Raw genomic sequence first — 21,014 nt, 5'->3', positions numbered from 1 at the left:
CAGCCGATGGGACCGAGCGGCGTCAGCGGAGCGCATGCTGATGCGGCGATGAGGATACTGCCGGGGTGTTTCCTGGCTGTTTCATGCCGCGTCACAGGGCGGCCGCCCCGGCCGATGCGGAGGCGATCCGGTGCGTCTCAGCCGCGCACCGGCTGGCGCGACGGATCGGCTGCGCGCGTCTCGACGAAGGCCTGCAGCCGCACGTCACCGGAGGGGTCAGCCTGCTCGCCGAGCTCGGCGCTGTCGGGCTCGGGCTCGGCAGCTGCCGCGGTGCGGTCTGCGCGTTCGAGATCGGGCAGCCGGTTGATCCGGGCACCGCGCCAGGGCTCGGAGGCGGTTTCGGCCCCGGGGGCAGCGGCGGCCTCGGACTGCCGAGCCGCAGCGACGGCCCGGTGGCTGCCGCTGCCGTTCGCGGCGCGGGTCGAGGCAGGGTGCTCGGCGACCGAGCCCAGGACGGCGGCCTTGCGGCGGGAGAGCCACGCGTAGAGCAGCAGGCCGACGACGATCAGCGCCGCAGCGGTGAACACGTGGATGCGCACGCCCAGGAACATGGCGGAGGGGTCGATGCGCAGGAAGATCTCGATCAGCATGCGACCGGTCCCGTACCAGATCAGGTAGAGCGCCATCGAGCGGCCGCCGTCGACCCGGTGCGCCGTGCGGCGGCTGCGCCCGAGCCAGATGATCAGCGCCGCCCCCAGCAGGTTCCACAGCGACTCGTAGAGAAACGTGGGGTGGAACAGCGTGCCCGCCGGAAGCCCGTCCGGGAAGTTGGGGGACGTGGGGGCGATCTCGAGGCCCCAGGGAAGCGTGGTGGCGCGGCCGAAGAGCTCCTGGTTGAACCAGTTGCCCCAGCGGCCCAGGGCCTGGGCCACCAGCAGGGCCGGAGCCACGCAGTCCGCGAACAGGGCGTAGGAGGTCCCGCGCACCCGGCACATGATCCACACGGCCAGGGCGCCGAAGGCCACGCCGCCCATGATCCCCAGCCCGCCCTTCCACAGCTGCGGGATCTCCATCAGCCCCTCCGCGGAGCCGAAGTAGTAACCGGGGTCGGTGATGACCACGTGGTAGAACCGGGCGCCGATGATGCCCAGCGGGATGGCCAGCAGCGCCGCATCCATGACGAAGTCGCCGTCCTGACCGCGGGCGTCCATGCGCCGGGTCGTGATCGCGATGGCCGCGGCCATCCCGAGCAGGATGCATAGAGCGTAGGCGTGGACCTCGAACGGCCCCAGCGAGAACCCGCTCCAGCCGGGCGAGGGGATCGACAGCGTCGGCGAGACGAGCATGAGTGCCTTCCTGGTTCCGGTGCGCCCGGGCGGGGTGGGAGGGGAGCCGGTGCGGGCGCAGCGTCCGCACCGGCTGCGGGTCAGCTGCGGCCGGCGAGCTCGGCGGCCAGGCGGCCGACGGCCTTGGGTCCACCGTCGCGCAGGGCCTTCACGAGCGCGGTGCCCACGATCGCGCCGTCGGCGTAGGCGCCGATCTCCTCGACGTGCTCGCGGCGCGACACGCCCAGACCGACGCACACGTTCTGCGCACCGGCGGCGCGGGCTCGCCGGACGACGTCCTGGGCGGCGTCGGAGACGGAGTCCCGCGCACCGGTGACGCCCATGACCGACACGGCGTACACGAAGCCCGACGACGCCCGCGCCGTCATCTCCATGCGCTCCCGAGTGCTGGACGGGGCGACCAGGAAGATCCGGTCCAGGCCGTGGGCGGAGGAGGCCTCGAACCACTCCTGGGCCTCGTCCGGAATCAGGTCAGGGGTCACGATCCCCGACCCACCCGCTGCCGCCAGGTCTGCGGCGAAGCGGTCCACGCCGTGCTGCATGACCAGGTTCCAATAGGTCATCAGGACGGCCACGGCGTCCGTTCGCTCGGTGATCGCCCGGACCACGCGAAAGGCGTCATCCGTGCTCACGCCCTGGGCGAGGGCCTGCGTGGTGGCTGCCTGGATGACCTCGCCATCCATGACGGGATCGGAGTACGGCAGACCGACCTCGATGACATCGGCCCCGCCGAGCCCGAGTGCGACGGCGGCCTCGATGGACTCCTCGACGCTGGGATAGCCGGCGGGCAGGTAGCCGATCAGCGCGGGTCGGCCCTGCGCGCGGCACTGCTCGATGCGCGCGGCCAGCCGGGAGTCGGGGTCCTGGGCCAGGCCCGCGGGGATGATCCGATCGATCAGGGATCCCGGCCCGGACAGGCACTCGGCCTGCACGGCCGCCTGCGGCGCACCGGTCTGCTCGGTCGCTGAGGCCTCTGAGGGGTCCTGGGACCCGGCACTGGTGGTCTGGTTCACAGCTGCTCCCCCTTCTCGGCGATCTTCTCTTCCCTGGAACCGCCCGGCAGCATGTCGAACCACTCGGCGGCCGTGGCCACGTCCTTGTCGCCGCGGCCCGACAGGGACACGACGACGATCTTCTGCGCTGCGGCCTCCTCGCCGAGCTGCTCGCGCCAGGTCTGGCCGAGCCGCACGGCGCCTGCCAAGGCGTGCGAGGACTCGATCGCAGGGATGATGCCCTCGGTGCGGCACAGGGCGCGGAAGGCGTCCATGGCCTGGTCATCGGTGATCGCCGTGTAGACGGCGCGTCCACTGGCGGCGAGGTAGGCGTGCTCGGGACCCACTGCCGGGTAGTCCAGGCCGGCGGAGATCGAGTGCGACTCGATGGTCTGCCCGTCCTCGTCCTGCATCAGGAACGTCTTGGCCCCGTGCAGCACGCCGGGGCGCCCCAGCGTGATGGTCGCGGCGTGGCGAGGGGTGTCTACCCCGTCGCCGCCCGCCTCGAAGCCGTGCAGCTCGACGTCGGCGTCGTCGAGGAACGCGTGGAAGATGCCGATCGCATTCGATCCGCCGCCCACGCAGGCCGCCACGGCATCCGGCAGCCGACCGGTCTGCGACAGGATCTGGGCGCGGGCCTCGTCGCCGATCTGCTGGTGGAACCAGCGGACCATGGCCGGGAAGGGATGCGGCCCGGCGGCGGTGCCCAGCAGGTAGTGGGTCGTGTCCACGGAGGCCACCCAGTCGCGCAGCGCCTCGTTGATGGCGTCCTTGAGCGTCTGCGAGCCGTGCTCCACGGCCACGACCTCGGCGCCCAGCAGATTCATGCGCGCGACGTTCAGCGCCTGGCGCCGGGTGTCCTCCGCGCCCATGTAGACCACGCACTCCATGCCCAGCAGCGCGGCGGCGGTGGCCGTGGCCACGCCGTGCTGCCCGGCCCCGGTCTCCGCGATCAGGCGGGTCTTGCCCATGCGCTGGGCCAGCAGGGCCTGGCCCAGGACGTTGTTGATCTTGTGCGATCCGGTGTGGTTGAGGTCCTCGCGCTTGAGGAACACGCGGCAGCCCGCGTGGGCGCCGAAGCGCTCGGCCTCCGTCAGCAGCGACGGCCTGTTCGCGTAGTCGCGCGACAGCCGCTGGAACTCCTCCAGGAACTCCGGATCGGCCTTGGCCTTCTCGAAGGTGTCGGTGACCTGGTCCAGGGCGGCGATCAGCGACTCGGGCATCCAGCGCCCGCCGAAGTCGCCGAAGTACGGGCCCTGGGCGTTCGAGTAGCGCCGCTGCCCGTCGCGGGCCTCCTGCTCCCCCCGGTGCGCGGCGCGGATGGACTCGCCGAGGGTGCGGAACTGGGCGACGGTGCCCACGGGGTCGCCCGCCCGGACCAGCGCCTCGCCGGTGAGCACGGCATGAGCGCCCTGACGCGCGTAGTCCTCGATCTGCTCGGAGCCGCTGACACCGGACTCCGCCACCAGGACGGCGTCTGCGGGAAGGTGCTCGGCCAGGTGCCCGAAGCGGTCGGTGTCGACGTCGAGGGTCTTCAGATCACGGGTGTTCACGCCCACGATCTTGGCGCCCACCGCCGTGGCACGGCGGATCTCCTCCTCCGTGTGCGTCTCCACGAGCGCCTGCATCCCGAGGTCCTCGGTGACCTTCAGCAGATGGGCCAGCGCGTCGTCGTCGAGGGCCGCGACGATCAGCAGGATGAGATCGGCCCCGTGGGCACGGGCCTCGAGGATCTGGTACTCGTCGACCGTGAAGTCCTTGCGCAGGATCGGCACGTCCACGGCAGCGCGCACCGCGTCCAGGTCGGCCAGCGAGCCGCCGAAGCGGCGCTGCTCGGTGAGCACGGAGATCACGGCCGCTCCCCCGCGCTCGTACGCGGCAGCCAGAGCGGCGGGGTCCTCGATCGGCGCCAGGGCGCCCTTCGAGGGCGACGAGCGCTTGACCTCGGCGATGATCTCGAGCGTGTCCTCGTGGGATCCGCGCAGTGCCGCGATCGCGTCGCGGGGCGCCGGCGCCTGCGCTGCGGTGCGTCGGATCTCCTCGAGCGGAACGGCGGCGCGCCGAGCCTCCAGATCCTCGCGGACCCCCTCGATGATGGAGTCGAGGACCGTTCCGGTGGCCCTCACGCTTCCCTCGGGATGCTCGGTCATGCGGTGACGTGTCCTCTCCTGGAAGATTGCGATGGTCGCGGCATGCGCCGACCCGCAGGCCGGCGGCGCCGGTGCGGGTCGGGCAGAGCGCGGAGACGATGCGGTCTGCGGCTCAGGGGCGTGTCAGCCGCCCTCATGAGGAGGGGCTCAGTGCTTGAGCTCGCCGCGCTCGTGCTTGCGGACCTCGCCCTCATAACCCATGCCCATGCCCTTGAGGACGGCGCCCACGATCAGGCCGAGGACGATGACGCCCACGCCGACCCACATCAGGACGCTGCCGAGCTCCTGGACCAGGCCGATGAGCCCCAGGACGACGCCCACGGCCATGATGGCGATGCAGGTCCAGGCGGCGACGGTGTTGCCGTGCCCGACGTAGGCGGTGTGATCCAGGACGATGACGTCGGGGCCGTGGGCCTCGCGCTCGGCCTCGAGGCGGGATGCGGCCTCCGACGCAGTGCTGGAGCTGGTGGTCGCGTGCGACATGAGTTCAGGTCTCCCTGTGGTGCTCGGGGTCGGGGTCCGCTGAGGGACTCCGACCATTGATGGCGGTGCTCGTCTTCATTGTGCCACTCACCGCGACTGTGACGGTGACCGACAGGTGCGGTGACGGCTGCTCAGGAGCCGGTGGGGTCCCGTCCCTCGGTGAGGGCGTCCCAGGAGTCGATGTCATCGCGGCGCTCGGACTCGCGATCGTCGTCGCCCGCGGCCCGACGCTGGGCGGTGCCGCGCTCGAAGCGCGAGGCCGCTGGCCTGGCCCAGGTCCTGGACGAGATGAGCGCCCAGACGCCGCCGAGGATCACGAGCACGGAGGCCGCGGCGCACAGCCAGGGGCCGACGGTGAGCTCGTGCTCGGCTCCCGTGCCGACCACGCCGGTCATCTCCCCGACGACGCCCTCGGAGACCCCGACGGGGTCGGCGATGGCGCCGATCACGGCGATCAGGGAGCCCAGTCCGGCACCGGCGATCACCAGGGACACCACGGGTCGCAGTCGCGGACCGGCGATGCTCAGCGCGACCGCGCCGGCCATGGCGACCAGTCCGAGGGCCGAGACGGCCGGTGCGGCATCGCTGCCGCGCACGTCCACGTCGATCTGCGAGACCGCCGTGGCCACGCTGGCGTGGACCCAGCTCATGGCGGAGGCGCCGAACAGCGCCGCACCCAGCACGAGGCACAGCAGGACGACGATGGGCTTGCGCTTCAGGGCCGTCATCGGGCGGCTCCCTCGGCTGCGTCGACCTGCTGCCGGGCATCGGCGCTCAGGCGGCGAGGGCGGCGCACGGACTGGGCGGCGAGGGCCGCGCGCAGCGGCGCGGCGGCCTTGTTCAGCGATTCCAGCGCCTCCGTCTCCGGCACCGAGTCGGCGACGATGCCGCCTCCGGCCTGGACGTACGCGCGTCCGTCGACCAGCAGCGCCGAGCGGATCGCGATGGCCACGTCCATGGAGCCCGCGAAATCCATGTAGCCGACCACTCCGCCGTAGACGGCGCGGCGACGGGGCTCGTACTCGTCCAGCAGCTTCAGCGCCCGGGGCTTGGGCGCCCCGGAGAGCGTTCCAGCGGGGAAGGCTGCGGCTAGCACGTCGTACGCGCTCACGTCCGGGCGCATGCGCCCGACCACGTTGGAGCACAGGTGCATGATGTGGCTGAAGCGCTCGATCGCCATGAACTCGGTGACCTCCACGGAGCCCGGCTCGCAGACCTTCGAGAGATCGTTGCGGGAGAGGTCCACGAGCATGAGGTGCTCGGCGCGCTCCTTCTCATCGGCCAGCAGCTCCTGCCCCAGCGCCTGGTCCTGCTCCGCGGTGGCACCGCGAGGACGGGAGCCGGCGATCGGGTGCGTGACGACCTGCCCGTCCGAGACGTTCACGAGCGCCTCGGGCGAGGACCCGACCACGTGGAAGGGCCTGCCCTCGGCATCCTCGAAGGCGTACAGGTACATGTAGGGGCTCGGGTTGATCGAGCGCAGCATGCGATAGACCTCGAGCGGGTCGGCCGTGCACTCGGTCTCGAAGCGCCGTGAGATCACGACCTGGAAGATCTCGCCGTCGACGATGGCCTGCTTGGCCTCCTCGATCGCGCTGAGGAAGTCCTCGCGCGGCCACGACTGCTGCACCGCCTCCTCGATCCGGTCCCGGTCGATCACGTCCTCCGCGATCGAGACCGGGGCCTGGGACGACGGCCGGTCCAGCTTCTCGAGCATCCCGTCGAGGCGCTCGACGGCATCCAGCCAGGCCTCGTCCACGCGCTCGTCCGTGCCGTCGGCGTTGTACGCGTTGGCCACGAGCGTCACGGAGCCGTCCGTGTTGTCGTGCACGGCCATCTCCGAGACCAGGTTCATGGCCAGTTCGGGGATGCGCAGGTCATCCAGCGGCGGATCGGGCAGCCGCTCCCAGCGGCGCACGACCTCCCAGCCGAGGAAGCCGACCATGCCCGAGGACAGCGGAGGGGCGTCGTCGAAGCGCTCGGTGGCCAGCACCGCCAGGGTCTCGCGCAGAGCCTCGACCGGGCTGCCCTCCGTGGGCAGCCCGACGGGGACGTCGCCGACCCAGTGCGCCTGGCCGTCCCGGCTGATCAGGGTGGCCCTGGAGCCCGCGCCGATGAACGACCAGCGGGACCAGATCCCCTGAGCGGCGGACTCCATCAGGAAGGTGCCCGACGGCGCCGTGCCGTCCTCGCGCAGCACGAGGCTGCGGTAGATCCCGATCGGGGTCAGCGCATCGGCCATCACGGTGGTGCGCACCGGGATGACGCGGTGGTGCCTGGCCAGCTCGCGGAACTCCTCGAGGCTCGGGGAGACCGTGCCCATCTGGTGCATCATGCGACTTCTTCCTGCCGGGCGATGCCGGCCGTGATCTGGGGTTGGCGCCGCTCACGTGGGGATCCCGGCGCCTGCGGCGGCGCCCGGGCGCAGCGTGCCGGTCAGCGCTGCCCCTGGACGGCCTTCAGCTGCCGGTCCTCGAAGCAGGTGCGGGTGCCCGTGTGGCAGGCCGCCCCCACCTGCTCGACCTCGACCAGCAGGGCATCGCCGTCGCAGTCCAGGCTGACGCGGCGCACGAGCTGGATGTGTCCGGAGGTGTCGCCCTTGCGCCACAGCTCCCGGCGGGACCGGGACCAGAACGTCACGCGACCGGTGGTGAGGGTGCGGTGCACAGCCTCCTCGTCCATCCAGCCGAGCATGAGCACCTCTCGGGTGTCGTGCTGCTGGATGATCGCGGCCACGAGGCCGTCCGCATCGCGCTTCAGGCGCGCGGCGACCGCGGGGTCCAGCTCGGGCGAGGACGGGCGGGCTGAGGGGCTGGGCTGTTCGGACATCACCGGACACTATAGGCCCGCGCTCGGACGCCTCGGCCGCGCAGCTCGGCTCAGCGCTCGCAGCGATCCGCTCAGCGGACCTCGTGGCCCTCGGCGCGCAGCGCCGCCTTGACCTCGGCGATGGCGTCGACCGGCCCGAAGTGGAAGATCGAGGCTGCCAGCACGGCATCGGCGCCGGCGGCCACGGCGGGCGGGAAGTCGGCGGGAGCGCCCGCGCCCCCGGAGGCGATCAGGGGCACGCTCACCGCGGAGCGCACCTCGCGGATCATCTCCAGGTCGAAGCCGTCACGGGTGCCGTCGGCGTCCATGGAGTTGAGCAGGATCTCCCCCACGCCGCGGCGCTCGGCCTCCACAGCCCACTGCACGGCGTCGATGCCGGTGAGCTCGCGGCCGCCGTGCGTGGTGACCTCGAAGCCCGAGGGGGTGTTCCCGGTGCGCTTGGCATCGCAGGACAGCACGAGCACCTGATTGCCGAAGCGGCGGGTGATCTCGTCGATGACCTCCGGGCGCTTGATCGCGGCCGTGTTGATCGAGGCCTTGTCCGCCCCGCAGCGCAGCAGGCGGTCGACGTCCTCGGCGGTGCGCACACCGCCGCCGACGGTCAGCGGGATGAAGACCCGATCGGCGGTGCGGGCGACGACGTCGAACGTGGTGGCCCGGTCCGATGACGAGGCGGTGACGTCCAGGAAGGTGAGCTCATCCGCACCGGCGTCGTTGTACCGGGAGGCCAGCTCGACCGGATCGCCTGCATCGCGCAGGTTCTCGAAGTGGACGCCCTTCACGACGCGCCCGGCGTCGACGTCCAGGCAGGGGATGACACGGATGGCCACGCTCATGGCTGCTCCTTGCGGTGCCCGGGCAGGCGGGCTGGTGATTCGGGATCGGTCGGCTCTGAGGATTCCGGGGCCGCAGCCCCGGGGGCTTCACAGCCGGGCGGCGTGGATCGGCGAGACCAGGATGGCCCGGGCGCCCACGGCGTAGAGCTCGTCCATGACCTTGTTGGTGTCCGAGCGGCGGACCATGGCGCGCACCGCCATGGCTCCGTGGTGGCCCAGCGGCGAGATCGTGGGACCCTCCATGCCGGGGGTCACGGCCGTGGCGGCCTCAAGAAGGTCCTCCGTGATGTCGTAGTCGATCATCACGTACTGCCGGGCCACGAGCACACCCTGGATGCGCCGGCGCAGGACCTCCAGGCCCTCGGCCTCCGCCTTGGCGGCGTTGCGGATGAGCAGGGCCTCCGAGCGCATGATCGGCTCGCCGAAGATCTCCAGTCCGGCCGCCCGCAGCGTGTTGCCGGTCTCCACGACGTCGGCGATGGCATCTGCGACGCCCAGGCGGATCGAGGACTCGACGGCACCATCCAGGCGCACGACCTCGGCCTGGACTCCCTGCTTCGCCAGGTGGCGGCGCAGAAGGCTGTCGTAGCTCGTGGCCACGCGGCGGCCCTCGAGGTCTTGCAGCGAGGAGAACTGCCCGGCCGGGCCGGCGAAGCGGAAGGTCGAGCGCGCGAAGTCCAGGCCCAGGTCCTCGACGGCGTCGGCCTCGGAGTCCAGCAGCAGGTCGCGGCCGGTGATCCCGACGTCCAGCACTCCTCCCCCGACGTAGACGGCGATATCGCGCGGACGCAGGTAGAAGAACTCGACGTGGTTCTCCGGGTCGACCAGCACGAGCTCTCGGCTGTCGCGGCGCTGGCGGTAGCCCGCCTCGCTCAGCATGGCGGCGGCGGACTCTGACAGGGCGCCCTTGTTGGGCACGGCGACGCGCAGCATGGTCGGTGATAGCTCCTGAGGATTCGTGCGGCGGATTTCGTTCAGGGGTGAGGGCGCCCCAGGGCCTTCCGAGCCGGGCCGGCTCAGAGGTGGTTGTAGACGTCCTCGAGGGAGATGCCCTTGGCCACCATCATCACCTGCAGGTGATACAGCAGCTGGGAGATCTCCTCGGCGGCTTCGTCGTGGGTCTCGTGCTCGCAGGCCATCCAGACCTCGGCGGCCTCCTCGACCACCTTCTTCCCGATGCCGTGGACTCCGCGGTCCAGCTCGGCGACGGTCCCCGAGCCCTCGGGGCGGGTTTCGGCCTTCTCTGTGATCTCTGCGAAGAGCTGCTCGAACGTTTTCACGGGCCTCACCCTATCCTGCGGCGGCGGGGTGCTCCCGCGCGCAGCCCGTCCGCTGTCGGTGCCCGGACGGCGCGAGCCTCCCGGCGCCGCGGCGCCTCAGAACGTGTACGTCGTCGCCTCGATGGCGCGCTGCTGCGCCGCATCCTCCCTGTCCGCGGAGCTGCCCGCCAGGGCCCGCCACAGGCTGCGGGCCAGAGCGTCGCTGCTGCGGAACGGCTCGGAGTTCTGCCGCGGCCGGGCGAAGGCTCCCAGCGTCGGCACGGTCGTGAACACGCCGGCGGCGAACAGGTCCGGATGCGCCCGGCCGTGGCGGTCCACCACTCGGTACTGGGAATCCACCTCCAGTTTGCCGGTGGTGACCATGGTCGACCCGTCGTCCGATGGGAAGGACTGCTCCTCCCCCAGCTCCCCGGCCAGCACGGAGCGCAGGACCGGATTGGCCGTGCCCGCCATCGACGGGCCGGGCAGGCGGGCCTCGACGAAGTGCGGGGCCTTGATCCACGGACCGCCCGCCCGGGAGCGGGCGGCGAACCCTCCGCCGGCCTCGTCGTGCTCGACGATCACGTCCGGACCCAGGAAGCGCACGAACCCCGCCTCGTGCAGGGCCAGCAGCTCCTGGAGACGGTGCGCCGGCGGACCGGAGTCCACAAAGCTGAAGAACCCCGGCCACCAGCGGTTCATCATGCCCAGCCCGGCCTCGGTGAGCCGGTCCTCCGGCACCAGGTCCATCAGGGCCACCCGCAGGTGCAGCAGTGCCAGGAACAGCGCCAGGGTCTGGCTGCGCTGCGGATCGCTGCGCTCGTCCATGTCCCGGCGGATGCTGCGCAGCACCGCCTCCTGCACCTGCTCGGCGTCCTCGAAGGTCAGCCCTTCCAGCGGCCGGTCGATCGCGTGCAGGTCCAGCAGATCGCGCGAGTCCCGGAACGTCTCGTGCAGCAGCCGCGACAGCTCGCTGGGCCCGGCCGCCGCGTACCGCCGGGCGAAGTCCTCCCAGCGCACGCCGTCGCGGACGCGCTCGGGGTGGCCCAGGACGATCTCGCGGTACCAGTGGTGCCCGGCCTCGCGGGTGATCAGGGGCCACAGGTGCTCGTCCCAGTCCAGCTGGGAGTTCTCGTCCAGCAGCCTCTCGATGGCGGCTGCGGTGACGAACTGCAGCCCGTCCGGGGCGAAGGGGGCGCGCAGCTGCGTGGAGATCTTGGAGTGGAAGGGCACGCCGCGGCGCGAGCCGACCCACAGCAGGGGCTCGCTGCCCGAGGGCTCGTAGACCAGCGCCTCGCCGGATTCGATCCTGGCGGGATCCGCGGAGCCGTCGCGCGTGCGGAAGCGCCCGCCGCGGCCCTCGTAGAGCAGCACCATCAGGTCGATGAAGCCCAGGCCCATGCCGGTGACGACCGCGCGCTGACCGGGCCCGAGCGCGCTCCAGTCGACCTCCTCGGTGTAGGAGGGCCGCGTGTAGCTGCCCTCCGACGCACTGGCGGCGGCGCCGCGGCGGCGCTGCCCGCGGGTGGCCAGGGCATCGGTGTGCCCGAGCAGCAGCACGGCGGCATCGGCGTGCAGGACGGTCCCGTCCTTCAGGCGCACGTCGTGGCCGCCGCGGGAGCACTCCGTGATCTCATCGGCCCACGTGGGGTGCACGATCACGTCGTCGATGCCCGGCGAGGCGAGCGCGCGGTCCACCACGCGGCGCCACACCCACTGCAGGTAGCGCTGGTGGACGCGCCGGGTCGGGAAGTCTGCGCCGCGCAGCTGCCGGATGCGGCGCAGGTCGTCCTCGTCGTCGATCTCGGCGTCCTCGATCGAGCCGTCGGCCACACCGGCCGCCCACTCCTCGAGCGAGGGGCCGTCCCAAGCCGCGCCCTCGGCGACCACGGTCTCGTCGGTGAACATCGTCACGTCACGGGCCATCGAGTTGAGCTTGAGCAGCGGTGACTGGTCGTGGCGCCAGATCCGCCCTGAGCCGGCCTCGAAGGGCTCGATCACGTGGACCCGCACGGGCCGGTCCACCGTCCCGGACAGCTGTGCGGCATTGGCGGCCAGACGCTCCAGCACGAGCGTGGCGCGCGGGCCGCCTCCGATCAGCACCAGCTCCCTGGTCCTGCGCGCGCCGCCGGGGCGGCGTCCGGCTGCCGAGCTCGTGTGCTGCGTCATCGTGTGTCCTCCGGGGCTGTCGTCCCCGCGGTCCGGGCTGCGTAGGTCGCTGCCGGCCTACCGCGCTCCGCGCCGCGTCGTCGGAGCCTCGACGCTAGTCCAGCCGGGGCGCCGAGCGCCCGGCCGTATGACGAAATATGAGGTCGGAGGCGCGTGCTGGGACGTCTGGCGAGAGGATGGGGAGCATGAGCACTGCCGAGAACCGCCCACGCCGCCGTGTCCATCTCGCGGCGCACTTCCCGGGCGTGAACAACGAGACCGTGTGGTCGGATCCCGTGCGCTCCGGCTCCAACATCGCCGTCGAGTCCTTCGTGCGCATGGCCCGCGACGCCGAGGAGGGCCTGATGGACTTCCTCTTCCTGGCGGAGGGTCTGCGCCTGCGCGAGCAGGGCGGGCAGATCCACGACCTGGACGTCGTGGGCCGCCCCGACACGCTGACGATGCTCTCGGCCGTGCTGGGGGCCACGGACCACATCGGCGTGGCCGGCACCCTGACGGCCACCTACCACGAGCCGTACGAGCTCGCCCGGCAGCTGGCCACCATGGATCACCTCTCGGGCGGGCGCACGGCCTGGAACGTCGTGACCAGCCCGGACGCCTTCACCGGCGAGAACTTCCGCCGCGGCGGCTACCTCCCGTACGAGCAGCGCTACGAGCGCGCCGTCGACTTCATCCAGGCGGCCCGCACCATGTGGGAGTCCTGGCCGCTCGATCCGGCGCAGGCAGGCCCGGACGCCGGGCGCTTCGCCCACCGCAGCGAGTTCTTCGATCTGGAGGGCCGCTTCGGGGTGCCGCGCAGCCCGCAGGTCCACCCCGTGGTGATGCAGGCCGGCGACTCCCCTTCCGGGCGCGACTTCGCGGCGGGCTCGGCCGATCTGATCTTCACCCGCCACTCCGGCCCGGAGAACGGGCGGGCCTTCCGCGACGACATCCGCTCCCGGCTCACCGCGATCGGCAGGGATCCCGACGAGATCCAGATCTATCCCGGCGTGTCCTTCGTGATCGGGGACACCGAGGAGGACGCGCAGGAGAAGAGCCTGGAGCTCGCCTGGGCGCAGCACTCCGGGGCCACTGCGCTGGCCACCGCCTCGCGGCTGTGGAACATGGACCTCTCCGAGCGCGATCCCGACGATCCGGTCCCGGACTTCGACCCGGTGGTCGACGGCCCCCAGCTCTCCCAGGGCCGGGTGAACCACTACCCCGACCCCGTGGGCACGGCAGAGTCCTGGCGCGAGCTCGGGCGGCGCAACGGCTGGTCGCTGCGCAAGGTCGTCTCCGTCGTGGATTCGCGGCATCACTTCGTGGGCACGCCCCGCTCGATCGCCGAGGCCATGAGCCGGGAGGTCGATCAGGGCGCGGCCGACGGCTTCATCCTGGTGCCGGCCTATGTCCCGGGCGGCTTCCGGGAGGTCGTGGACCGGGTGGTGCCCGAGCTGCAGGAGATGGGCGTCTACCCCGATCACCACGAGCCCGCGACGCTGCGCCAGAGGCTCGGGCTGCCCGAGCACCGCCCCGCCGAGCAGTGGGCAGCGCTGCGGGACGGGCAGGCGGCCGCCGCATCCGACGCCGCAGCAGCGGCCCAGCAGAGCCAGGAGGCCTGAACCCATGACCGAGACGATCCTCTCCGTCGGGCTGGGAACGCTGCCCGACCTCGACGGCCCTCACGACGATCCCGCCGCCCTGCTCACCGGCCGGCTGCATCTACGCGCCGCCCAGGACCTCGAGGCGCTGGGCGTCACGCAGCTGATGCTCGACGACGTCCTCGACGCCGGCGACGGCACCGACTCCGCCGCGATCCGGCTCTCGGCCCTGGAGCTCGCCGCTTGGCTCGCACCGGCCACGCAGCGGATCGGCCTGGTGCCCACGCTGACCACCACGCACACCGAGCCCTTCCTGCTGGGGACCATGACCGCGACGCTGGACTACGCGAGCCGCGGTCGCGCCGGCGTGCAGCTGGCGCCGTCCCTGCGCGCCTCCGAGGCCGCCGTCGTGGGGCGCCGACCGCTCGCCGAGCCGGCAGAGGCCTGGCGCGAGACCGGCGAGGTCGCGGATCTGCTGCGCCGCCTGTGGGACTCGTGGCAGGACGACGCGATCATCGCGGACACCTCCACCGACCGCTTCATCGATCGCGAGCGGCTGCACTACACGGACTTCGAGGGCACGGACTCCGTCGGGCAGCCCTTCACCGTCAAGGGCCCCTCGATCGTGCCGCGTCCGCCGCAGGGCCATCCGGTGATCGTCGTGCGGCTCGAGGACGGGCACGGCCTGCGCGGTCCCCTCCCGGGCACCGCCTCCGACGTGGCCGTCGCGGCCGCCCAGACGGATGCCGTGATCGTGCCGGCGGCGATCAGCGACGAGGAGCTCGCCGTGCTGCGCCGCGGGGCCCCGCATGCGCGCCTTCTGGCAGCACTTCCCCGCGAGGATCTCGCCGGGGCGATCGACGCACTCGTCGAGCGCCTCGCCGCGGCGGGGTCCGACGGTCGGGGCCTCGTCTTCGCCGGCGTGCACCTCGACGCGCGGCCGAACGATGCCGCCGAACTCGCCGAACGGGCGATCTCGGCCCTGTCCCGGGCGGGGCTGAAGCCGGTGGCCAGCGAGACCGGATCGCTGCGGCAGCGCTGGGGAGTGCCGGCGGCCGACAACCAGTACGAGGGCGCCTGAGGCGGCTCAGCTCGCGGACAGTGCGTCGCGCATCTGCTGCGCGTCGGTGACGGTCCGGGAGTCGTCGAGCCCCTCATCCTGCAGCCCCCAGCGCTCCAGCGCCGCCTCGTAGCTGCCGTCTCCCATCGCCGAGTCCAGCGCGGCCTCCAGCGCCGGGGCCAGCCCGCTGTCCTTGGCGGTGGGCGCGGCCACGAGCGTGTTGTTCGGCCATCCCGCGCTGATCCGCCCCACGACCTCCGTCTCGGATCCGGAGTCCTCCCGGAACGAGCCGCCGGGATACGGCCCCAGGTGCAGATCCGTCCTTCCGGAGACCAGCGACAGGATGGCGTCGGCGTCGTTGAGGTAGTACGACAGCTCGGCCGGCTCCAGACCCCGCTCCTCGAGCTCGCGGTTCCACTCGAGCAGGATGGCGTCCTGGTTGGTGCCCGGCGAGACGGAGACCTTCAGCCCGGAGATGTCCTCCGGGCCCTCGACGTGGAACTCGCTGCCCTGCCTGGCCTCGAAGCCCATGTACGCGGTGCGGTACGTGGCGAAATCGTAGAGCTCGAGCCGCGGCTCGGTCAGGCCCACGTTGATCATCACGGTCTCGATCTGACCGGTCTCCAGGCGCAGCGGCCAGTTCTCCCAGGTGGTGGCCTCGACCTCGAGCTCCAGGCCGAGCTTGTCCGCCATGAGCTGGGCGAGGTCGACCTCGGAGCCCACGACCGTGGACTGGTCCGTGGCGGCGAAGCCCAGCGGCACCGCCGCCGGGGTGGCCGCCACCGTGAGCTTGCCGTCCGCGGCCACCGACTCCGGCACGAGCGCTGCCGCCTTCGGATCGATGTCCGTGCGCACCCGATCGTCCTGCTCCGGCGAGAAGTCGAAGCGCTGGGCGGCCTCCACGCCGCCGCCGGCCGCTGCGGTGCCGATATCCACGGGATCGGCCGTGCACCCCGGCAGGATGCCCAGGCCGAGCACCGCGGCACCGGCGATCAGTCCGCGCCCCATCCGCCCCGACCTCCCTCCGACCGGGCTCACAGCACGTACTCCGGGTCGAGGTGCCGGCCCAGGAACTCCTGGGTCCGGGCATGCTGCGGGGCGGAGAACAGCTTCTGCGGCGGGCCCTGCTCCACGATCTCCCCGTCGGCCATGAACACCACGTGATCGGCCACCTCCCTGGCGAAGGACATCTCGTGGGTCACCACGATCAGGGTCACGCCCTCATCGGCCAGGCCCCGGATGACCTCAAGGACCTCCTCGACGAGCTCGGGGTCCAGGGCGGAGGTCGGCTCGTCGAAGAGCAGCACCTTGGGGTGCAGCGCCATGGCTCGGGCGATCGCCACCCGCTGCTGCTGCCCGCCCGAGAGCTGGCGGGGATAGGCACCGCCCCGGTCCCCCAGCCCCACGCGATCGAGCAGGGCCTGGGCGGTGCGTCGCGCCTCCGCGCGGGGGCGCCCCTGCGTGTGCACAGGAGCCTCGATGATGTTCTGCTCCACCGTCATATGCGGGAACAGGTTGAACTGCTGGAAGACCATTCCCACCTGAGCGCGGCGGCGCAGGACCTCGCGCTCGGGCAGCTCGCGCAGGGCCTGGCCCTCGGGCTGGTAGCCGATCATCTCGCCGTCGATCGTGACCCGGCCGGCGTCCTGGGCCTCCAGGTGATTGATCGTGCGCAGCAGCGTGGACTTCCCGGACCCCGACGGGCCCATCAGGACCACGACCTGCCCGGGCTCGACGTTCAGGGAGACGCCGTGGAGGATCTCCCGGCCCGCGAACGACTTGCGCACGCCCTCCAGCACGACCCGTCCTCGCGTGGGCACCCGGTCTTCGATCAAGCGGTTCGTCTCCTTCGCGCTCACAGCGAGCTCCCTTCCGTGTGCAGCCGGGTCCTCTTCCGCTCGCGGGCGTCGGCCCGCTCACTCGCCAGCCGTGCGCGCACCCGCTGCCAGGGGGTGGACGGCAAGGTGCGCACCGCACCGCGCGCGACCCGCCGCTCGACGTAGTACTGGACGATGTTCAGCGCAGTGGTGATCACGATGTACCAGATGGTGGCGACCATGAGCATCGGGATGACCTCGTTGGTGCGCGAGTAGATGATCTGCGCCGTGTAGAACAGATCCCCCAGCGCCAGGACGTAGACGATCGAGGTGCCCTTGACCAGGCTGATGATCTCGTTGAAGGCCGGGGGCAGGATCGCGCGCAGGGCCTGCGGCAGCACGATCCCCACGGATCGCCGCCATGCCGGAAGCCCGAGCGCCTTGGCCGCCTCGAGCTGCCCCGCATCCACCGAGAGGATGCCGCCGCGGATGATCTCGGCGGCGTAGGCGGCCTGATGCAGGCTCAGTCCCAGGGCGGCGGCGGCGAACTTCCCGACGAGCTCCGTGGTGCTCGCCTCGAAGAGGACCACGTCGGTGAACGGGATGCCCAGGACGAGCGTCTCGTAGAGATAGCCGATGTTGTACCAGAGCAGCAGCTGCACGAGCAGCGGCACGGATCGGAAGATCCAGATGTAGGTCCAGGCCAGTCCCGCGAGCACCGGCGAGCTCGACATCCGCAGCAGGGCCAGCGCGAAGCCGAGCACGAACCCGGCGACGCCGGCGATGGCCGTCAGTGACAGCGTCAGCCCCAGGCCTCGCATGATCGACTCGGCGGTGAACCACTGCGCCACGACTCCCCACTGCCAGCGGGGGTTGGTGATCAGGGCCCAGACGATGACCAGGATGACGATGACGCCGAGCATCGAGGCGAGGCTGCGCCAGGGGTGGCGAGCCGGCAGCACCCGCACGGGGCTGTCCGGCTCGGGGGTGGAGGGCGAACGGCTGTCCATGGGCTCCGGCCTTCGAGGGGGCGTCGGCGAGTCGAGGAGTCGAGCGATCGCCGCGGACCCGGCTCAGCCTAGGACCGGGATGCAGACCTCCCAATTCCGCCGTCACGCAGTGACATGCGGCGATGCCCCACTGGACGACGGCCCAGCATCAAGTCCGTCCCAGGCAGGTGGGCGCTCGGCCGCCTCAGCAGCCTGCACCCGGACATGCGAAAGGCGCCGCCGCTCCTTTCAGGGAACGGCGGGGCCCTCGACCGACGGAGCCGGAGATCAGTGGGCGTGCTCTCCGCGGCTGTGCTCGAAGACCATTCCGAACACGCCGAGCATGGCGATCGGGAACGCGAGGCCCACGATCCACCAGTCGATGGCCAGGCCGAGCACGAAGATCATGGCACCGGCGCCGAACAGCAGCGGCGTCCAGGACCACGGGGAGAAGTGCCCGTAGTCGCCGGCGCTGTCCGAGATCTCGCCCTCGAGGTCATCCTCAGGGAGCATCGCCTTGGCGCTACGCAGCGTCAGCTGGAAGTAGACCGCGAGGAAGGCGGACATCACGCCGACGGCCAGCAGGGCCGGGAAGCCGGCCAGCTCGTGGAAGTCGGTCACGAACCCGTAGATGAAGCCCACGACGATGCAGAACGCCGTCAGCAGCCACATGACCTGGATCGTTGCCTTCATCGGGTGGCCTCCATGGTGTCGTGCTCGCGGCGATCCCGCTCGGTCGGGTTGGCCTCGGTGTCACCGGTGTGAGGATCCGGCGACAGGGCCGCCAGCTCCGGGTGGTGCAGGTCCAGGGCCGGGCGCTCCGAGCGGATGCGCGGCAGCGAGACGAAGTTGTGCCGCGGGGGCGGGCAGGACGTCGCCCACTCGAGCGAGCCGCCGAAGCCCCAGGGATCGTCGACCTCGACCTTCCTGCCGCGCTTGTGCGTGATGTACACGTTCCAGAAGAACGGGACCATCGAGGCTGCCAGCAGGAAGGCGCCGATGGTCGAGAACTGGTTCATGAACGTGAACCCGTCCTCCGGCATGTAATCGGCGTAGCGGCGGGGCATGCCCACCACACCGAGCCAGTGCTGGATCAGGAAGGTCATGTGGAAGCCCACGAAGAGCATCCAGAAGTGGACCTTGCCGACACGCTCGTTGAGCATCTTGCCGGTGAACTTGGGCCACCAGAAGTAGAACGCGGCGAACATGCCGAACACGACAGTGCCGAAGATCACGTAGTGGAAATGGGCGACCACGAAGTAGGAGTCCGAGACTTGGAAGTCCAGCGGCGGGGTGGCCAGGATGACGCCGGTCAGGCCGCCGAAGAGGAACGTGAACAGGAAGCCCAGGACCCACAGCATGGGAGTCTCGAAGGTGATCGAGCCCTGCCACATGGTGCCGATCCAGTTGAAGAACTTCACGCCCGTGGGCACCGCGATCATCATGGTCATGAACGAGAAGAACCCGAGCATGACCGAGCCGGTGACGTACATGTGGTGGGCCCACACGGTCACGGACAGCGCGCCGATGGCGATGGTCGCGAAGACCAGGCCGACATAGCCGAACAGCGGCTTGCGGGAGAACACCGGGATGATCTCCGAGACGATGCCGAAGAACGGCAGCGCCAGCACGTAGACCTCGGGGTGGCCGAAGAACCAGAACAGGTGCTGCCACAGGATCGCGCCGCCGTTCTCGGCGTCGAAGATGTGCCCGCCCAGTCGACGGTCCATGCCCAGTGCGAACAGCGCGGCCGCCAGCGGCGGGAAGATCATGATGATCAGCAGCGCGGTGATCAGCGAGGTCCAGACGAACACCGGCATGCGCCACATGGTCATGCCCGGAGCCCGCATGCACAGGATCGTGGTGATGAAGTTGACGCCGCCCATGATCGTGCCGAAGCCCTGCAGGACCAGGCCGAAGACCCAGAGGTCGCCGCCGACTCCCGGCGAGAACGTGGTGGAGTTCAGCGGAGCGTAGGCGAACCAGCCGAAGGACGCGGCGCCCTGCGGGGTCAGGAAGCCGATCACGACGACGGTCGAGCCGAAGAGGAAGAACCAGAAGGCCAGCGCGTTCAGTCGCGGGAAGGCGACATCCGGCGCGCCGATCTGCAGCGGCACCAGCACGTTGGCCAGGCCGATGAACAGCGGGGTTCCGAACATCAGCAGCATCACCGTGCCGTGCATGGTGAACAGCTGGTTGTACTGCTCCTTGGTCTCCAGGATCTGCATGCCGGGAGCGAAGAGCTCTGCACGGATCAGCAGCGCCATGACGCCGCCGAGGCAGAAGAAGGCGAAGGACGTGATCAGGTACATGTACCCGAGCGTCTTGTGGTCCGTGGTGGTCAGCCAGCTGACGATGATCCGGCCCTTGGAGCGGGGCACGACCCGCGGTGCGACCGCGGCGGAGTCATTGGCTGAGTACTCGAGAGTGGTCATATTCTCTCCGTCCCTCAGTTCTCGTCGTACGTCGAGCCGGGCATGGAGTCCTGGTTCTCGATCGCTTCGTCATTGGTGTTCGGGTTGCGGTCGTACTCGGTGCCGAGCTGGCCGGTGTTGCCCTGGTCGCGCAGAGTCTGCATCTGCTGGTCGTACTCCTCCTGGGAGACGATCTCGACGTTGAAGAGCATCTCCGAGTGGTACTCGCCGCACAGCTCGGCGCACTTGCCCTGGAAGGTGCCCTCATCGCCGGTGGTGAACGACAGGTAGTTGGTCTGGTTCGGGATCATATCCATCTTCTCGAGGAAGGCGGGGACCCAGAACGAGTGGATGACGTCGCGGGAGGTGATCTCCAGCTCGATATCGCTGTCGGCCGGCAGATACAGCGTGGGCAGCGTGTCCTCGACGCCCTCCGAGCCGTCCGTGTTCAGATGCGCCTGCGTGCCCGAGTAGTAGACGTCGTCATCGGTGTAGTTGAAGTCCCAGGCCCACTGCTTGCCGATGACCTGGATGGTGGTGTCCGGGTTGTCATGGCGCGGGGTGATGTCCGCCAGTACGCGCTCCGAGAACACGAACAGCGTGACGACCAGAGCGATCGGCACGAAGGTGTAGAAGATCTCCAGCGGCAGGTGGTAGGCGACCTGGCGGGGATAGCCGACCTCGTTCTTGCGACGGCGGTAGGCGATCATGCACCACAGCATCAGGCCCCAGGTCACCAGGCCGACGGCCATGGCCGCGATCCACGAGCCGACCCACAGGTCCAGGATGGCCTGAGCGTTGTCCGTGGGGGCAGAGTCCCCCACCGGCATGAATCCGTTGCGGACCTGCTGGTTCAGCTCCGCGGAGCAGCCCGTCAGGGCGAGCAGCGCTGCGCCTCCGAGTGCGCTCAGCGTGAGCGTCCGGCGGCGTCGGCTGACGGTTCGGGAAAGCGAACTCACAGACAGCCCTTCCTGTTCTCGATCGCGGTCCTGCCCGTCCGAGTGCTGGCGACGGTCAGGAGCCTGGGGTTTCTCCTGGAGTTTACCCCCTGCGCCCCGAACGTGCTGACACTTCGTCAGCCGTGTGTCCTGGTTTCCGGGGCATGCTGCCGCCCCAGGCTGGGGCTCGCAGCCCGGCACGACGAAGGCCC

Annotated in this window: 19 protein-coding genes; 2 read left to right on the top strand and 17 right to left on the bottom strand. The window is 70.8% G+C overall.

Annotation, left to right across the window (positions count from 1 at the left end; all coding sequences use genetic code 11):
- Positions 1-137: 137 nt before the first annotated feature.
- From lgt to QSJ40_RS06980, 11 genes are all read right to left on the bottom strand, one after another.
- Positions 138-1,286 (bottom strand): prolipoprotein diacylglyceryl transferase, encoded by a 1,149-nt coding sequence (gene lgt, locus QSJ40_RS07030; RefSeq protein WP_006213213.1) that lies wholly within the window; start codon positions 1,284-1,286, stop codon positions 138-140.
- A gap of 80 nt (positions 1,287-1,366) precedes the next feature.
- Positions 1,367-2,185, bottom strand: a complete 819-nt coding sequence (gene trpA, locus QSJ40_RS07025) for a tryptophan synthase subunit alpha (protein ID WP_502875245.1) — start codon at positions 2,183-2,185, stop codon at positions 1,367-1,369.
- A 110-nt stretch (positions 2,186-2,295) separates the two neighbouring features.
- Positions 2,296-4,428, bottom strand: a complete 2,133-nt coding sequence (trpB, locus tag QSJ40_RS07020) for a tryptophan synthase subunit beta (protein WP_285729813.1) — start codon at positions 4,426-4,428, stop codon at positions 2,296-2,298.
- A gap of 147 nt (positions 4,429-4,575) precedes the next feature.
- Complete coding sequence (locus QSJ40_RS07015; RefSeq protein WP_006213216.1) at positions 4,576-4,911, bottom strand: HGxxPAAW family protein; 336 nt, start codon at positions 4,909-4,911, stop codon at positions 4,576-4,578.
- 131 nt (positions 4,912-5,042) lie between these two features.
- Entirely contained in the window at positions 5,043-5,639 is a 597-nt protein-coding gene (locus QSJ40_RS07010) for a Trp biosynthesis-associated membrane protein (protein ID WP_053447357.1), read from the bottom strand.
- Positions 5,636-7,243 (bottom strand): anthranilate synthase component I, encoded by a 1,608-nt coding sequence (locus QSJ40_RS07005; protein ID WP_040560255.1) that lies wholly within the window; start codon positions 7,241-7,243, stop codon positions 5,636-5,638. Before QSJ40_RS07005 ends, QSJ40_RS07010 begins: the two co-directional genes overlap by 4 nt.
- Positions 7,244-7,347: 104 nt before the next feature.
- The gene (gene hisI / locus QSJ40_RS07000; protein ID WP_029643801.1) at positions 7,348-7,740 is read right to left on the bottom strand and encodes a phosphoribosyl-AMP cyclohydrolase; all 393 of its coding nucleotides are present in this window, start codon (positions 7,738-7,740) and stop codon (positions 7,348-7,350) included.
- Between the two features lie 71 nt (positions 7,741-7,811).
- Positions 7,812-8,576 (bottom strand): imidazole glycerol phosphate synthase subunit HisF, encoded by a 765-nt coding sequence (hisF, locus tag QSJ40_RS06995; protein ID WP_024290477.1) that lies wholly within the window; start codon positions 8,574-8,576, stop codon positions 7,812-7,814.
- Positions 8,577-8,663: 87 nt separating this feature from the next.
- Positions 8,664-9,509, bottom strand: coding sequence for an ATP phosphoribosyltransferase (gene hisG, locus QSJ40_RS06990; RefSeq protein WP_006213221.1), 846 nt, complete (start codon positions 9,507-9,509; stop codon positions 8,664-8,666).
- Positions 9,510-9,592: 83 nt separating this feature from the next.
- Positions 9,593-9,856 (bottom strand): phosphoribosyl-ATP diphosphatase, encoded by a 264-nt coding sequence (locus QSJ40_RS06985; protein ID WP_006213222.1) that lies wholly within the window; start codon positions 9,854-9,856, stop codon positions 9,593-9,595.
- Between the two features lie 96 nt (positions 9,857-9,952).
- Entirely contained in the window at positions 9,953-12,004 is a 2,052-nt protein-coding gene (locus tag QSJ40_RS06980) for an FAD/NAD(P)-binding protein (protein WP_251714988.1), read from the bottom strand.
- A 185-nt stretch (positions 12,005-12,189) separates the two neighbouring features.
- Between QSJ40_RS06980 and QSJ40_RS06975 the strand changes: the two genes are divergently transcribed.
- Together QSJ40_RS06975 and QSJ40_RS06970 are read left to right on the top strand one after the other, a co-directional pair.
- Positions 12,190-13,605 (top strand): NtaA/DmoA family FMN-dependent monooxygenase, encoded by a 1,416-nt coding sequence (locus QSJ40_RS06975; RefSeq protein WP_259870761.1) that lies wholly within the window; start codon positions 12,190-12,192, stop codon positions 13,603-13,605.
- Between the two features lie 4 nt (positions 13,606-13,609).
- Complete coding sequence (locus QSJ40_RS06970; RefSeq protein WP_285729804.1) at positions 13,610-14,665, top strand: LLM class flavin-dependent oxidoreductase; 1,056 nt, start codon at positions 13,610-13,612, stop codon at positions 14,663-14,665.
- Between the two features lie 6 nt (positions 14,666-14,671).
- Here QSJ40_RS06970 and QSJ40_RS06965 read toward each other — a convergent pair whose 3' ends face one another.
- The 6 genes from QSJ40_RS06965 to ctaC all read right to left on the bottom strand — a co-directional run bounded on the left by QSJ40_RS06965 (position 14,672) and on the right by ctaC (position 20,823).
- Positions 14,672-15,652, bottom strand: coding sequence for a transporter substrate-binding domain-containing protein (locus tag QSJ40_RS06965; protein ID WP_006213226.1), 981 nt, complete (start codon positions 15,650-15,652; stop codon positions 14,672-14,674).
- Between the two features lie 26 nt (positions 15,653-15,678).
- Positions 15,679-16,479: an amino acid ABC transporter ATP-binding protein gene (locus QSJ40_RS06960; protein WP_275580792.1), complete on the bottom strand. Its 801-nt coding sequence runs from the start codon at positions 16,477-16,479 to the stop codon at positions 15,679-15,681.
- A gap of 20 nt (positions 16,480-16,499) precedes the next feature.
- A complete protein-coding gene (locus QSJ40_RS06955) occupies positions 16,500-17,471 on the bottom strand; it encodes an amino acid ABC transporter permease (RefSeq protein WP_006213228.1) in 972 nt (323 codons plus the stop codon).
- 267 nt (positions 17,472-17,738) lie between these two features.
- On the bottom strand, positions 17,739-18,143 hold the full coding sequence (locus QSJ40_RS06950; RefSeq protein WP_006213229.1) for a cytochrome c oxidase subunit 4: 405 nt from the start codon (positions 18,141-18,143) through the stop codon (positions 17,739-17,741).
- Positions 18,140-19,885 carry an aa3-type cytochrome oxidase subunit I gene (ctaD, locus tag QSJ40_RS06945; protein WP_006213230.1) on the bottom strand — a complete coding sequence of 582 codons (1,746 nt, stop codon included), beginning with the start codon at positions 19,883-19,885 and terminating at the stop codon, positions 18,140-18,142. The genes QSJ40_RS06950 and ctaD overlap by 4 nt, the downstream gene beginning before the upstream one ends.
- A gap of 14 nt (positions 19,886-19,899) precedes the next feature.
- Positions 19,900-20,823, bottom strand: a complete 924-nt coding sequence (ctaC, locus tag QSJ40_RS06940; protein ID WP_053447350.1) for an aa3-type cytochrome oxidase subunit II — start codon at positions 20,821-20,823, stop codon at positions 19,900-19,902.
- Positions 20,824-21,014 lie beyond the last annotated feature (191 nt).

The sequence above is a fragment of the Kocuria sp. NBRC 114282 genome (assembly GCF_030268385.1).
Taxonomy (GTDB): domain Bacteria; phylum Actinomycetota; class Actinomycetes; order Actinomycetales; family Micrococcaceae; genus Kocuria; species Kocuria palustris.
This window is presented reverse-complemented; position numbering and strand designations above follow the sequence as displayed.